Here is a 13,023-nt window from a genome sequence, read left to right as displayed (position 1 = left end):
CGGACCCGTGCTCTTGCGCGGGCCTGCTGCTGCGGCAAGCTGACGCCGTGGCCACCTCCCCCAGCGACGACGTGCTGCTCGAAGTCGGCCGCCTCACCCTCGCCACCTCCCGGGTCGACCAGGGCCTGTCGCAGCTGTGGAGCACGCTCGACCGCACCGCCGCGGGCAGGAGGATCCGTGGCGGCAAGGGGATGCGCGCCAGGATCCGCCGCCTGGCCGCCGAGCGGCTGACCGGGTACCTGCTCGACGAGCTCCTGCAGGCCGTGGACACCGCGGAGGACCTCGCCCGCAGCCAGCACGCACTGCTGCACCAGCCCTGGGCGCTCACCGGGACCACCGGCGACGGCGAAGACGGCGAACCCGACGGGGAGTCGCGCGGGGAGCACCGCTGGCGGCGGGCCCCCGACGACCTCAGCCGGTGGCGGCCCGCTACCTCCCCGCCCGGCGCCGCCGGCGACGTGCTCCCCGCGCTGCAGCGGCTGCACGCCCAGACCGCGGAGCTGGCCGAGCACTTGAGCGACCTCGCCTGCGGGGTGGCCCGCGCCCGCGACCTCGGCGACCCGCCCGACTGGGACGGACCCGCCCCCAGGGGGCGCCGGCTGAGGGCCACGTACAGCGCCGCCACCGCCGGCACCGGCGCTCCTCGGGACACCGTCAACGGCCTGCTCCTGACGCTGCCCGAGACGGGCCAGCGGCATTCGCGGGTACCGCTGCACGAGCCGGGACCGGCCGAGGACCCCGGCCGGAGCGGCGACCACCGGGGCGCTCTCGCGCAGGGCGCTCCCGCCGAGGAGGCACCGCGGACGTGGCACCCCTCCCCACCACGGCGGCAGCGCGCGCGCTCGGGGTGGGAACGGCTGCTGCCGTGGGCCTCGCAGCCGTCCGGTGCGCCCGTGAGCACCGGCGACCTGGACCGGGCGCTGGTGCGCGCCGGCTGGCACCGCGTCATGCCCTGGACCACCGGCAGGGACGGCACCTCGGTCTCCACCAGCGTCGAGCGGACGGGTCGCGCTGGCTGACCACGCCGGCTGACCACGCCGGCTGACCGCGCCGGCGCGCGTGCCGGGCGGGGAGGGGACTCCCCTGGCGTCGCCGGAGGCGGCGGGAGGCGCTGGTCCCGCACGCCACCGCGTCAGGCCCGGCGCCGCACCTGGAGGGCGGTGCGCACCCCCCACAGGTAGTCGTGCGGGCGTTCCCAGGCCGCGAAGTGCCCACCGCGCTCGAACTCGCACCAGGCGACGACGTCGAAGAAGCGCTCGGCGAACCGCCGTGGGGCGTTGACCAGGTCCCCGGGGAACATCGTGACGACCGTGGGCGCCTCGATCCTCGGCCAGTCCTTCGCGCCGCCGGCGGCGTAGGGCGTGAACGAGGTGCCGATGCTGGCGCTCACCCAGTAGGCGCTCACCCACGTCAGCGCCTCGTCGAGGCTGAAGACGTCGGTCAGCGAACCGTCGCCGTCGCTCCAGCGCAGCAGCTTCTCCACGATCCACGCGGCCAGCGCGGCCGGGGAGTCGCCCAGGCCCACCGCGAGGGTGTTCGGCCGCGTCGACTGCTCGTGCATGTACCCGCCCTCGGCGGCCTGCCAGCGGTGACCGCGCTCGAGGTAGGCGCGTTCGACGGCGTCCAGGTCGGTGGGCGGGTCCACCAGGAAGTGGTACTGGGAGACGTCGGTGAGGTGCAGCGCGGTCACCGCTGCCGGGTGGCGGGCGGCGAGGGCCTCGGCGACGTCGCAGCCGACGTCACCGGCGGAGACCACGTAGCGCCCGAACCCCAGCTCCGCCATCGCGTCGGCGACGGCGTCGGCCATCGCCACCGAGGACAGCCCGCCCTGCGCCAGCGGGGCGGCGAAGGGGAAACCCGGCAGCGCCGGGGCGACGACGGTGACGTCGGCCAGCAGCGGCAGCAGGCGCTCGAAGCGCAGCACGGAATCGGGCCAGCCGTGCAGCAGCAGGACGACCGGTGCGGGACCGGTCGGGGAGTTCCCGGTGGCGGGCGAGACGACGGCGCGCACGGGGACCGGCGCGTGCTCGGTCTCCCACCACGGGAGGGCGGCGATGCGCTCCTCCTGCACCCGCCAGTCGAAGCCGTCGCGCCAGTGCTCGACCAGCGCGCGCAGCAGGGGTTCCGGAACACCCGGCGTGCCGTCGAGCTGGACCCCGGGCACGCCGCGGAAGCGGCGCAACCGGTCCCGCAGGTCGTCCAGGACGGCCTGGTCGGTGCGGACGAGGTGGTGCCGCCTCACCGGGACCCTCCCTCCCGGCCGGAGCGTGCCCGCAGCTCCTGCAGGCCGGTACCGGGCACCTGGATCCAGGGGTGGGTGCCGGGGGTCGGGTCTTCCCGCGAAGTCGACACCGGAAAACCGTAGGACCGGTGTCGTCGAGCCGTCAACACCAGCTACCGCTTAAGCTGGTGTCGTGCCTGGTGCAGCGGTGGACGCCGCGTCGAACGTCGCCCCCGCGGTCGTGCCGGACGTCGCGCCCGGGCTCGTCGGTGACCTCGGGCTGGTCGAGCAGTTCCTCAACACCCTCGACGAGAGGACCTTCCAGCGCCACGGGCAGCAGCACGCGGCCACCGACCGGCTCACCTCCCCGCAGGAGCTGTCGGCGTGGCTGCAGGCGCACGGGCTGCCCGTCCCGGACGGGGAGGCGGGCGCCGGCGCCCTGAGCGCCGCCCGCTCGCTGCGCACCGCCCTGCGCGCGGCGCTCACCCCCGACACCGGCACCGGCACCGGCACCGGCACCGGCACCGGCACCGCGCGGACCGCCGAACTGCTGGCGGCGTTCCCGGTGCACCTGGCGCCGGACGCCGCGGGCCGGTTGCGCCTGAGCGCGGGGACGGGTGCGGCGGGCCTGGACGTGCTCGTCGAGACGGTGGCCGCGCAGGTGGCCTCGGGAGGGTGGAAGCGCCTGAAGCTGTGCGCCTCCCCGGACTGCCGGTGGGCCTTCCACGACACCTCCCGCAGCGGTGGCGGCCGCTGGTGCTCGATGGAGGTCTGCGGCAACCGGCACAAGACGCGCAGCTACCGCCGGCGCCGCGGGGACTGAGCAGCCGCGGCGCGCGTCACGTCCGCACGTCCCGCCCTGCGCCTCGCCCTCCCAGGTCCCCGCCTCAGGCGCCGAACAGCTGCGCCAGGGCGTCGAGGGCGCCCACCGTTCCGTCGTGGTCGGGCCGGTAGCTGGTGGCGGGCAGTTCCCACACGCTCCCGGCGGCGAACGAGGGCAGCGCCGCGTACAGCGGGTCGGCCTGCAGCTCCGCCAGGCTGCGACCCCCGAGGTCGACGACGAAGGCGTTGGGCGCGTCGGCGGGGACGAGGTGAGGCTTGCCGTTGGGCAGGGACAGGATGAACACCGCGGTCCCCTGCGGGACCTCGACCTGCTGCCGCACCTGCGGGACCTCCTCCTCGTAGGCGCTGGCCAGCTCCTGCACGCCGTCGCGGCGACCGGCCGCCTCGGCCACGAGGTCCAGCTGCTCCCCCGCCGGCAGGGCGGTGGTGCCCTGCTGCTGCGCCTCGGCCGACCACGAGGGCGGGGAACCCCCGTGGAGGTCGGTGACGCCCAGCACGCGGGTGGCGGGAGCGGAGGAGCTGCTCGCCTCCGGGCTCGCCGCGGACCCGGCTGCGGCGCTCCCGCCGGGCTCGCCGCAGCCGGCCAGCAGCAGCGCCAGGCCACCGGCGGCCGCCAGGACGGCCCGTCGCCGCGGGGTGCGCTCGCCGGAGGTGGTGCCGGGCGGCGTTCGCCGCGGAGGAGTCCTCCCCCACCGCGTCGTCGACGCCGAGGCGTTCCCCTCGGCGCCCGACCGCTCACGACGTGCGAGGTCAGCCTGACCTCAGCACCGCTCGTCGACCCCGCAGGCGGACCCGCCCGCCCGGAGATCCCACCGCCGGCAGCGGGTCCGCGCGGGCCGGGACCGCCGCGGGGTGCGGGGCGCGCCGGACCCGGACCACCGGCGCAGGCAGGGCGGCGGGCGGTCGCGACCGTCGTCGCGACCGCCCGCGGACCGTCCTCGTCAGAGGGTGGCGGGCACCGTGCCCGGGTCGCCGTCGGCCGCGGCGGCCAGGGCCGGCACGGCCTGCTCGACGGCGTAGGGCAGCGAGAGCGGGCTGGAGTTCCCCAGCGCACCGGCGAAGTCGCTGTCGAAGGTCGGGACGTAGACGGTGCGGCCCTCCGTCACGACGGCGAGCCCGGCGGCGACGGGGTTCGCCGCGAACTCTTGCGCGCTCTGGCCGAGCACCACGAGCACGTCGGTGTCGAGCTCGACGACCTGCTCCTCGCTGAGGCCGCCGTCGGCGCTGGTGCTCGGGTTCTCGTCGAAGCCGAACTGCAGGAAGAAGTCCCCGCGCGGATCGGCGGAGTCGAGCTGGTAGTAGCCCTGGTTGTAGAGGACGACGCTGACGGTCTTGCCCGTGAACTCGGGGTGGGCGTCGACGGCGTCCTGGAAGTCGCCCTCGACGTCCTGGGTGAGCGCGCTCGCCTCGTCGGCCTTGCCCAGCGCCCGGCCGATGACCTGCAGCTCCTCCTGCCAGCTGGCGGCCGCGGTGGAGTCGGCGCCCTCACCGGCGGGGATGACGTCGCCGACGGTCGGCGCGATCGCGCTGAGCTTGTCGTAGTCGGCCTGCTCGAGGTAGGCGTAGGCGCCGATGATGAGGTCCGGCTGCAGCGAGGCGATCGTCTCGAAGTTCAGCTCGCTCTGGCCGACCGAGGGGATCCCGCCGGCGGGCAGCAGGTCGACCGCCCAGGGCCTCCGGGTGGCGTCGTAGCTGCCCAGCGGGGTGCGCGCGCCCACGGGGGTGACGCCGAGGGCCAGGACGAAGTCCTCCTCGTTGTAGCCGACGGTGACGACCCTGGTGGGGGCGGACTCGATCGTCGTCGACCCGAGCTTGTGCTCGATGGTGACGGGGAACGCGCCGTCCCCGGCGGCCGCCGGCGTCCCGGCGCGCGAGGTGGACCCCGCGTCGGAGGAGCCGTCCTCACCTCCGCAGGCGGCGAGGGTGGTGAGGGCGCCGGAAGCGGCCAACGCGGCGAGGAGAGATCGACGGTGCACGGTGCAAGGCTAGCCTCACCTACCAGCGGTCCCGGGCCGGGTCCGCGCGTCCCGGGGTCCGGGCGGCAGCGGGGATCTCGACGGGTGCCGCCGACACCGCCGTCCTCCTGCTCCGCCGGCTGCTGCTCGTGCACCTGGACACCGCGCTGAAGGTCGCCGACCAGCGCATGTACGCGCACAAGCACGCCCGCCGCGGCTGAGCCCGCACGGCGCCGGGTCAGGTCTCCAGCCAGCCGCGGTAGAGCGCACGCTCGCCGAGCTGCTCGGCCAGCGCGCCCCACGCCTCGTACCACCGCCGGCGCAGCTGCGCCGGTCGCCACGGTCGCGGGCGCAGCTCGTGCGGCAGCAGCGGGTCGTCGCGCAGGGACCGCTCGAGGGCGTCGGCCAGCCGCAGCTGCTGCACGAGCGGGTCCGGCGCGGGCGGCCGCGCGAGCGCGGCGGCGAGGGCGTCGTACGCCCGGTCCACGGGAGCGGCCGGCCACAGCTGCTCGGCGAGGGCCAGCGGGTCGGCGAGACCCCGCACCTCCAGGGAGTCCGCGGTGGCCAGGACGAGGTGGCGGCGGTCGGTGGCCCCCAGCAGCGCCGACAGGTCGTGCGTGCTGACGTGCAACCCGGTGGACACCGCGGCCGCACCAGCGGCGAGGAGGCTGCGGCGCAGCGCGTCGCGCACGGAGCGGGCCGGTTCCTCGACGCTGACCGCGAGCAGGTGCCAGCGGCCGTCCCACGGCGCCGCGCCCGCGTCCTGGGCCCGCACCAGGCGCAGCGCTAGCCGGTCGCGCTCGATCCGCTCCCGCCCCGCCGCGGTCCAGCGCACGGTGGCGGCGCGGCCGCGGCCGCGCTGCTCGACGTCACCGGCGGCGACGAGGCGGCGGATCGTCAACCGGACCGGCTGGTCGTCCAGCCCGACGGCGTTGGCGGTGTCGTAGACCAGGTCCAGTCCGACCTCCCCGCGCAGCGGGAGGAAGGCCTCCAGCACCGTGCGCGGGGCGGGGACCGGGGCGGGCGTCGAGGCGGCGGTCCAGGCGGCGGTCACCGTCGTCCCTGCCCCGGTCCGCCGACGGGGCGCTGCAGCGTGCGGTAGCGGCGGAAGCCGTACAGGTCCGCGAGCGGGCCCGTGCCGCCCTGCGCGACGACGGAGAAGCCGAGGCGCCGGTACAGCGCCTCCGCCCGGGGGTTGGTGTCGACCACGCTCAGCTGGACGGCGCGCTCGCCCCGGCCCGCCGCGAGGTCGGCGGCGGCCTCCAGCAGCGCCGATCCCGTCCCGGCGCCCCGCCGCTCCGCCGCGACGCACAACCCGTCCAGCACCAGGACGCCGCGGACGTCGGCGCGGTGCAGCGGCACGAGGACCGCCGCGGCCCGCAGCGCAGCCAGCCGCCCCAACCGCGAGCGCGTCGCCCGCCACGTCCAGTGCAGCGCGCCGCGTCCGCCGGCGCGGAACCCGCAGACCCCGAGCACCTGCTCGCCCTCGCGGGCGACCAGGACGCGGTCGGCGACCAGGGCCGCGGTGACCTCGGCCCGGCCGGTCGCCTCGTCGCGGAAGGCGGGGGCCAGCTTCGCCCCGAACGCCTCCCAGTACAGCGCGCCGACGCGCGCCCGTTCCGCCGTCGTGACACCGCAGGTGATCTCCACGAGTCAACTATCGCATAGTCTACGATCGTGAAGAAGATGATACTTCGGGGGTTCGCGGTCCTGGGCGTGCTCGCCCTCGTCCTGGGCGTGCTGGTGGTGGTCGGCAACGACTACCGCACCGAGGAGGAGCGGATCACCGTCCCCGTGCCGGGCGGGACCCTGGACGCGGTCGTGGCCCGCCCGCGGGGCAGCGCGCACGGCCTGGTGGTGCTCGTGCACGGCGACGGAGCCGTCGAGGCGACGCACGACGGCCTGTACCGGCCCTGGTTCGAGGCGGCCGCCGACGCGGGTTTCGCGACGCTGTCCTGGAGCAAGCCCGGTGTGGGCGGCTCCAGCGGGAACTGGTTGTCGCAGAGCATGGACGAGCGCGCCGCCGAGGTCTCGCACGTCCTGGACTGGGCCGCGGCGCAGCCGGACCTGCCGACCGGAACCACCGTGCTGTGGGGGGCCAGCCAGGCCGGGTGGGTGCTGCCGCAGGTGGTCCGCTCCCGCTCCGACGTCGACGCCGTCGTCGCCGTCAGCCCGGCGGTGAACTGGTTGCGGCAGGGCCGGTTCAACCTGCTCGCCGAACTGGAGCACGACGGCGCGGACGCGGCCGCGCGGCGGGAGGCGATCGCGGCCAGCGACCGCACCCGGGCGCTGCTGGAGTCCGGGGCCGACCACGCCCGCTACCTCGCGCAGACGACGGAGGAGCACCCGGTGGACGCGCAGCGCTGGGGCTTCGTGCTGCGCAACTTCCGCGCCGATGCGACGGCGGACCTCCAGGCGGCCGCCGCCCGGCACGTCCCCGTCCTGCTGCAGCTGGGCTCGCAGGACCGCAACGTCGACGTCGAGGAGACCGAGGCCACCTACCGGCGGATCCTCGGCGACGACGTGCGGGTCGCCCGCTTCCGGGCGACGCACTCGATGGCCCGGCCGGCGGTGGAGGAGTCCGACGCGCTGGGCCTGCTCACCGCGGCCCTCCGGCCCAGGGAGCTGCTGGCGCCCGGGGTGCTCGCCACCTACCGCGAGTTCCTGCGGACGCTCCCGCGCAGCTCACCGCCCCCGCAGGCGCCGGGCTCCGCACCGGGCTCGTGGCGGTAGCCGGCCGCTCCAGGGGAGCCGTCGCCGCCGACCCCGCGGGAGCGGCGCGGAGGGAGGCGTCACACTGTCACCATGGCGCGGCAACCCTGGTGGCGGGCGACGAAGACGCTGGAGCAGTCCAAGCGGGCGGGGCTGCTCTACGCGGCCGTCGCCGCGCTGTCGTGGACCCTGCTGCACGACGACAGCACCCCGTTCACGTGGCTGGTCAAGATCACCTTCACGGTCGTGGGGATCTACTTCCTCGCCGCCTGGTACGTCAGGCGCTCCCGCGAGCAGGAGGGCACCGACCAGCAGACCGACCGGTAGGCGGCTGCGGCGGCGGTCCGTCCCCTGGTGCGCTCACCGCGCCCGGTCGCGGCGCACCGGCGCCTCCGCACGCAGTTCCCACAGCCCGTACTGCACGACGTAGGAGTACTCGTCGTGCCGCCAGGCCGGGACGAACCGGTACGACCACGGGGACAGCCCGGCGGCCGTGATCGCCGCCAGCTGCGCCGTGGCGTCGTAGCAGTGCATGTCGACCCCGGGCAGGCCGTCCTCGGAGAACGCGCGCCGGGACCGGCCGGGTCCTCCGGCCGCGCGGTCCTCGACGACCCCCACGAGCAGCCGGGCCCCGAGCGCGCACGCGTCGGCGAGGTTCCGCAGCGTCGCGGTGAGGTCCCGGCAGAACTCCAGGCACCCCACGGCGACGACGACGTCGAAGAGCTCCCAGTCGCCCGGCAGCGGGTCGTGGAAGTCGTGCTGCTCGTAGTGGCCCCCCGGCCGGCCCGCAGTCGCCACCGCGAGCATCTGCGGCGACAGGTCGATGCCCGTGACGTGCACGTCCGGGGCCAGGTTCCTCGTCAGCTGCCCCGGGCCGCACCCGACGTCGAGCACCCGGCACTGGGGCGTCACGGTGCGCAGCAGGAAGTCCGCGACGAGAGGACCGTAGTGCTCCAGGGAACGCCAGCCCGGCACGTAGTGCGGAGCGAAGTCGTCGTAGTAGAGCTCGATGGCCTCGCTCTCCCCGAGCCTCCTCGCATCGGGTCCGCAGTCGCCGTGCACGAGCCAGTCGCCCCCAGGTGTCCCGTTCCCCCTCCGCGTCCGCGGGCGGAGCGACAACACTAACGACCTCCCCCACGACCGCGTGGCGCGGGCGCGTGGCGGCGGTGGCGGTCCCGCCGGTGGACGGGGGGTCGTCCGTGCCGCACGTGGAGGACCGGTGGCCGTGGGCGGGCGGTCCGGAGGTGGCGCGGGTGCTCCGCGCACGGGACCGCTAGCGTCCCTCTCCGTGATCGTCTGGATCAACGGCACCCACGGCGTGGGCAAGACGACGACCAGCGCCCTGGTGCAGCGGCTGCTCCCGGACTCGCGGGTGTTCGACGCCGAGAAGGTCGGCGAGACGCTCATGGACATCACCCCCGGGCTGCCGGCGACCGAGAACTTCCAGCACTGGCCACCGTGGCGGCCGCTCGTGGTGGAGACCGCCCGCCGGGTGCTCGAGTACACCGGCGGCACCCTGGTGGTGCCGATGACCGTCTTGGTCGAGGCCTACTGGCGCGAGATCAGCGCGGGCCTGGCCCAGCACGCCGTCCCGGTCCACCACTTCGTCCTGCACGCCGATCCGCAGACACTGCGCGCCCGCATCCGGGCGGCCACGCCGATCCCGTCGCCGTTCCGCCTGCGGCACGTGGAGCCCTACGCCGAGGCGGCCCGCACCTGGCTGCACCGCGACGCCGAGGTCGTCGACACCACGCACCTGACGCCCGCCCAGGCCGCCGCGCGGGTCGCCGGAGCCCTCGGGCGCTGAGGTCCCTCCGCGAGGGGGACCGCGCTCCTCCCTCGCGGGGGGCGGCCGACGGCCGCAGCACCGGGCCGCCTCCGGGAGGGCGCGAGCTCGGCGTCTTCCCGCGCTCCTCGGACGACCCGCTGACGCCTCCGCCGCGGACCACGCTGAACCCCCCGGCGGCGCTCCGGCGCTGCCGTCCGGGCCACCCTGCGGTTCGTGCTCACCCCGGCGGTCGGGCGAGCCGACCGGGCGCCGGACCGCGACCGGTAGCGTCCCCGTCCGTGCACTCCTACGAGCCCCGCGAGGGTCACCGCCTGGCCCACGACCCGCTGAACTCGATCGTCGCACCCCGCCCCATCGGCTGGATCTCGACCGCGGCGGCCGACGGGACGCGGAACCTGGCGCCGTACAGCTTCTTCAACCTGTTCAACTACCGCCCGCCGATCGTGGGGTTCTCCAGCACCGGGCGCAAGGACAGCGTCGCCAACGCCGAGGCGAGCGGGGAGTTCGTGTGGAACCTGGCCTCCACCGCGCTGGCGGGGCCGATGAACCAGACCTCGGCGACGGTGGGGCCCGAGGTCGACGAGTTCGAGCTGGCGGGGTTGACGCCGGTGCCCTCGGTCCTGGTGGGCCCCCCGCGCGTGGCGGAGAGCCCGGTCTCCTTCGAGTGCAGGGTCAGCGCCGTCCAGCAGCTGACCGACGCCGCGCAGCGCGAGGTCGGCTCCTGGCTGGTCCTGGGCGAGGTCGTCGTGGTCCACATCGACGAGCGGCTGCTCGTCGACGGGGTCTTCGACACCCTCGCCGCAGACCCGCTGCTGCGCGGCGGCGGCCCGTCCGACTACTTCACCATCGGCGAGGAGCGCCGCCTGAGGATGGACCGCCCGGACGCCGCGAGCCACGGCACCCGGTGAGGCGGTGGCCGCTGCGCCGGCCGGCCTCAGACCCGGTGCGGGTCGACGCCGAACGCGCTCGCGAGGTCGTCCAGGATCAGGTGCGCGCCCTGCACGCTGACGGAGGTGTACCAGCGCTCGTCGGAGACCTCCGTGGTGGCCGGCAGCGACCGCCACAGGCTGCTGCCGGTGAAGCGGCCAGCCGCCGCCGGGTCGTCGACGTCGTAGCGCGAGTAGAACACCCGGTCGGCGGCGGCCGCGTCGATCTGCTCGGGGGAGACCTCCACGGCGAACTCGTCGACGTCCTGGTTGGCCGGGCGCGCCAGCCCCGCGTCCTGCAGGACGATGCCGGGGAAGGAGGCCCTCGCGTACAGGCGCGCAGGGTCCTCGGTGGACAGGAAGCGCACCAGGGAGATCGTCGGCCGGCCGGCGGCCGCGTTCACGTCCGCCCCGACCGCGGCGGCGCGCTCCTCGTAGTCCGCCAGCTGCCGCTCACCCGCCTCCTCGCGCCCCAGGGTCCGCGCGACCAGGCGCACGTTGTCCTTCCACGTGGGCCCGGTGGTGGCGGTGAAGACGGTGGGCGCGATGGCGGACAGCTCCTCGTACAGCTCGTCGTGGCGCACGGTGCTGGAGACGATGAGGTCCGGCCGCAGCGCGGCGATCGCCTCCAGGTTCGGCTCGCCGAGCGTGCCCACGTTGGTGGAGCCCTGCGTCTGCGGCACCCGGAACACCTGCGGCAGCCCCTCGGGTTCGCCGGTGTGGCCGACGACCTGCACGTCGAGACCGGCGACGGCGCCCACGAGGCTGTCGTCGAGGGCGACCACGCGCTGCGGGGCCGCCGGGACGGTGGTGGAGCCCTTGTCGTGCTCGACCGTGCGCGGGAAGGTGCCCACCGCGTCCTGCGCCGCGCCGCCGGAGGCGGTGCTCGCCGCCCCAGCGGCCGTCTCCGCCGGGCCGCCGGGGCCCTCCCTGGTCCCGGCCTCGCCGGTGCCGCCGCACCCGGCGAGCAGCACCCCCGCGACCAGCCCCACCACGACACGCCTGCGTCCGCGCACTGCGACTCCTCCTCTGGACGAAGAAGGGGAGCCTATCCTCATCAGGGGCCGTGCTCACGCACCCGCCGGGTACCGCGCGGCGGGCGCGGTTGGGGTCCCTCACCCCTGCACGAGGGAGGGCCACCGCACCGTGATCGTCGTCGTCTCCTCGGTCGCCGAGGACTCCCAGGTGTGCGACTCCCCCGGGTACCAGAGCACGTAGTCACCGGGCCGGCGCAGCACCACCTCACCGGTGCGGAACCGGATCCGCTGGGCCCCGCCGACCAGCACGCACAGCGACGTCTGCGGTTCCGGCCCGGTCCACTCGTCGTCGCGGGAACCGGGCGCCAGGCGCGCCCACTTCACCTCCACCTCGGCGCTGGCCAGCTCCGGCACCCGCCCGGCCTTGAAGTGCCCGAGCAGCCAGCCCCCGTCCTCGGCGCCGTCGACGTCAGCGTTGCCCGCGTGCCAGCTCACGGGCGCGATCCTGCCGCCGCAGCCGTGCACCGACCACCCGGCGCGGGCGGGGAGCGGCGGGCGGGATGCAGCCGCTCGCGCCCGGTGTTGCACCTGCCACCATGCCCGCACCCGCCCCGCCCGCCCTGTCGCTGCTGGACCGCACCCGCGCCACCGCTCCGCCCGGCGGCGGACCCGGCGACGACGCCGCCGCGGTCCGGGCCACCGTCGAGCGCGCGGTGCGCGCGCAGGCGCTGGGCCACCACCGCTTCTGGGTGGCCGAGCACCACGCGGTCCCCGGCGTCGTCGGCCCGGCACCGGCGGTGCTGCTGGGCGCCGTCGCCGCGGCCCTGGAGCCGTCCTCGGCGCTGCGGATCGGCTCTGGCGGCGTGATGCTGCCCAACCACGTGCCGCTGGTGGTCGCGGAGCAGTTCGCCGTCCTGCAGGCCCTGCGCCCGGGGCGCGTGGACCTCGGGGTGGGGCGCTCGGCCGGTTTCACCGCCCCCGTCCGGGCGGCGCTGCGCGCCGGCGGCAGCGACGCGCACGAGTTCACGACGGCCCTGACCGAGCTGCTGGACCTGCTGCACGGGCGGGCGCCGGTGACCGTCCGCCCGCACGTGCCGGCGCCGCCGGTCACGGTGCTGGCCACCGGCGCGGGCCTGCTCACCGCCGCGCAGCTGGGGCTGCCCGTCGTCGTGGGCGGACCGGTGCTGGACGAGCCGGCACGGCTGGCGCAGTACCGGGAGCGCTTCGTCGACCGCGGCCACGGCGGCCCGCGCGTGGCGGTGCTGGCCGACGTGCTCGTCGCCGACGACCCGGCCGCGGCCCGGCGCGAGCTGCTGCCGCAGGCGTGGTCGCTGGCGGTCTCGCGCACCCGCGGGGAGTTCCCGCCGCTGCCCGCCCCCGGCGACGTCGACCTGGCCGCCCTCAGCGCCCGCGAGCGCCGCACCGTGGACGCGGTCCTCGCGCAGGCCGTCGTCGGCACCGAGGCGCAGGTGCGCCGGCAGGTCGGCGACCTGCTGGAGCGACTGGGGGCCGCGGAGCTCCTCGTCGCCACGACCGTGCACGAGCCGGACCTGCAGGCGGAGTCCGACGCGCGCCTGGCCGACGCGCTGCTCGGGTGAGG

15 protein-coding genes are annotated in these 13,023 nt (G+C 76.2%); 7 read left to right on the top strand and 8 right to left on the bottom strand.

Annotation, left to right across the window (positions count from 1 at the left end; all coding sequences use genetic code 11):
- Positions 1-47: 47 nt before the first annotated feature.
- On the top strand, positions 48-1,019 hold the full coding sequence (locus tag ACRYM2_RS01015; protein ID WP_432519224.1) for a hypothetical protein: 972 nt from the start codon (positions 48-50) through the stop codon (positions 1,017-1,019).
- Between the two features lie 113 nt (positions 1,020-1,132).
- On the opposite strand, the gene ACRYM2_RS01010 is transcribed toward ACRYM2_RS01015, so the two are convergent.
- Positions 1,133-2,242: an alpha/beta fold hydrolase gene (locus tag ACRYM2_RS01010; RefSeq protein ID WP_432519222.1), complete on the bottom strand. Its 1,110-nt coding sequence runs from the start codon at positions 2,240-2,242 to the stop codon at positions 1,133-1,135.
- 172 nt (positions 2,243-2,414) lie between these two features.
- On the opposite strand from ACRYM2_RS01010, the gene ACRYM2_RS01005 reads away from it, so the two are divergent.
- Entirely contained in the window at positions 2,415-3,044 is a 630-nt protein-coding gene (locus ACRYM2_RS01005; RefSeq protein ID WP_432519221.1) for a CGNR zinc finger domain-containing protein, read from the top strand.
- Positions 3,045-3,108: 64 nt separating this feature from the next.
- Here ACRYM2_RS01005 and ACRYM2_RS01000 read toward each other — a convergent pair whose 3' ends face one another.
- From ACRYM2_RS01000 to ACRYM2_RS00985, 4 genes are all read right to left on the bottom strand, one after another.
- A complete protein-coding gene (locus ACRYM2_RS01000; protein ID WP_432519219.1) occupies positions 3,109-3,561 on the bottom strand; it encodes a substrate-binding domain-containing protein in 453 nt (150 codons plus the stop codon).
- A 444-nt stretch (positions 3,562-4,005) separates the two neighbouring features.
- Positions 4,006-5,040: an ABC transporter substrate-binding protein gene (locus tag ACRYM2_RS00995; RefSeq protein WP_432519218.1), complete on the bottom strand. Its 1,035-nt coding sequence runs from the start codon at positions 5,038-5,040 to the stop codon at positions 4,006-4,008.
- A gap of 217 nt (positions 5,041-5,257) precedes the next feature.
- Positions 5,258-6,073, bottom strand: coding sequence for a PaaX family transcriptional regulator (locus ACRYM2_RS00990; RefSeq protein ID WP_432519216.1), 816 nt, complete (start codon positions 6,071-6,073; stop codon positions 5,258-5,260).
- Entirely contained in the window at positions 6,070-6,669 is a 600-nt protein-coding gene (locus ACRYM2_RS00985) for a GNAT family N-acetyltransferase (RefSeq protein WP_432519215.1), read from the bottom strand. The genes ACRYM2_RS00990 and ACRYM2_RS00985 overlap by 4 nt, the downstream gene beginning before the upstream one ends.
- A gap of 36 nt (positions 6,670-6,705) precedes the next feature.
- Between ACRYM2_RS00985 and ACRYM2_RS00980 the strand changes: the two genes are divergently transcribed.
- Together ACRYM2_RS00980 and ACRYM2_RS00975 are read left to right on the top strand one after the other, a co-directional pair.
- A complete protein-coding gene (locus ACRYM2_RS00980) occupies positions 6,706-7,752 on the top strand; it encodes an alpha/beta hydrolase family protein (protein WP_432519321.1) in 1,047 nt (348 codons plus the stop codon).
- Between the two features lie 72 nt (positions 7,753-7,824).
- Positions 7,825-8,058, top strand: a complete 234-nt coding sequence (locus tag ACRYM2_RS00975) for a hypothetical protein (RefSeq protein ID WP_432519214.1) — start codon at positions 7,825-7,827, stop codon at positions 8,056-8,058.
- A gap of 33 nt (positions 8,059-8,091) precedes the next feature.
- Here the strand turns inward: ACRYM2_RS00975 and ACRYM2_RS00970 are convergent, their stop codons facing one another.
- Complete coding sequence (locus ACRYM2_RS00970) at positions 8,092-8,793, bottom strand: class I SAM-dependent methyltransferase (protein ID WP_432519212.1); 702 nt, start codon at positions 8,791-8,793, stop codon at positions 8,092-8,094.
- A 226-nt stretch (positions 8,794-9,019) separates the two neighbouring features.
- Here ACRYM2_RS00970 and ACRYM2_RS00965 point away from each other — a divergent pair, with 226 nt between their 5' ends.
- Positions 9,020-9,538, top strand: a complete 519-nt coding sequence (locus ACRYM2_RS00965) for an AAA family ATPase (protein ID WP_432519211.1) — start codon at positions 9,020-9,022, stop codon at positions 9,536-9,538.
- A 260-nt stretch (positions 9,539-9,798) separates the two neighbouring features.
- Positions 9,799-10,428 carry a flavin reductase family protein gene (locus ACRYM2_RS00960; RefSeq protein WP_432519209.1) on the top strand — a complete coding sequence of 210 codons (630 nt, stop codon included), beginning with the start codon at positions 9,799-9,801 and terminating at the stop codon, positions 10,426-10,428.
- A gap of 26 nt (positions 10,429-10,454) precedes the next feature.
- Here ACRYM2_RS00960 and ACRYM2_RS00955 read toward each other — a convergent pair whose 3' ends face one another.
- Positions 10,455-11,504 (bottom strand): ABC transporter substrate-binding protein, encoded by a 1,050-nt coding sequence (locus ACRYM2_RS00955; protein WP_432519208.1) that lies wholly within the window; start codon positions 11,502-11,504, stop codon positions 10,455-10,457.
- A gap of 57 nt (positions 11,505-11,561) precedes the next feature.
- The gene (locus tag ACRYM2_RS00950) at positions 11,562-11,918 is read right to left on the bottom strand and encodes a signal peptidase I (protein ID WP_432519206.1); all 357 of its coding nucleotides are present in this window, start codon (positions 11,916-11,918) and stop codon (positions 11,562-11,564) included.
- A 101-nt stretch (positions 11,919-12,019) separates the two neighbouring features.
- Between ACRYM2_RS00950 and ACRYM2_RS00945 the strand changes: the two genes are divergently transcribed.
- Entirely contained in the window at positions 12,020-13,021 is a 1,002-nt protein-coding gene (locus ACRYM2_RS00945; protein WP_432519204.1) for an MsnO8 family LLM class oxidoreductase, read from the top strand.
- The last annotated feature ends 2 nt before the right edge of the window (positions 13,022-13,023 follow it).

The sequence above is a fragment of the Kineococcus aridisoli genome, assembly GCF_050871885.1.
GTDB lineage: Bacteria > Actinomycetota > Actinomycetes > Actinomycetales > Kineococcaceae > Kineococcus.
The sequence above is the reverse complement of the archived record's forward strand: the minus strand, read 5'-3'. Positions and strand labels throughout refer to the sequence as shown.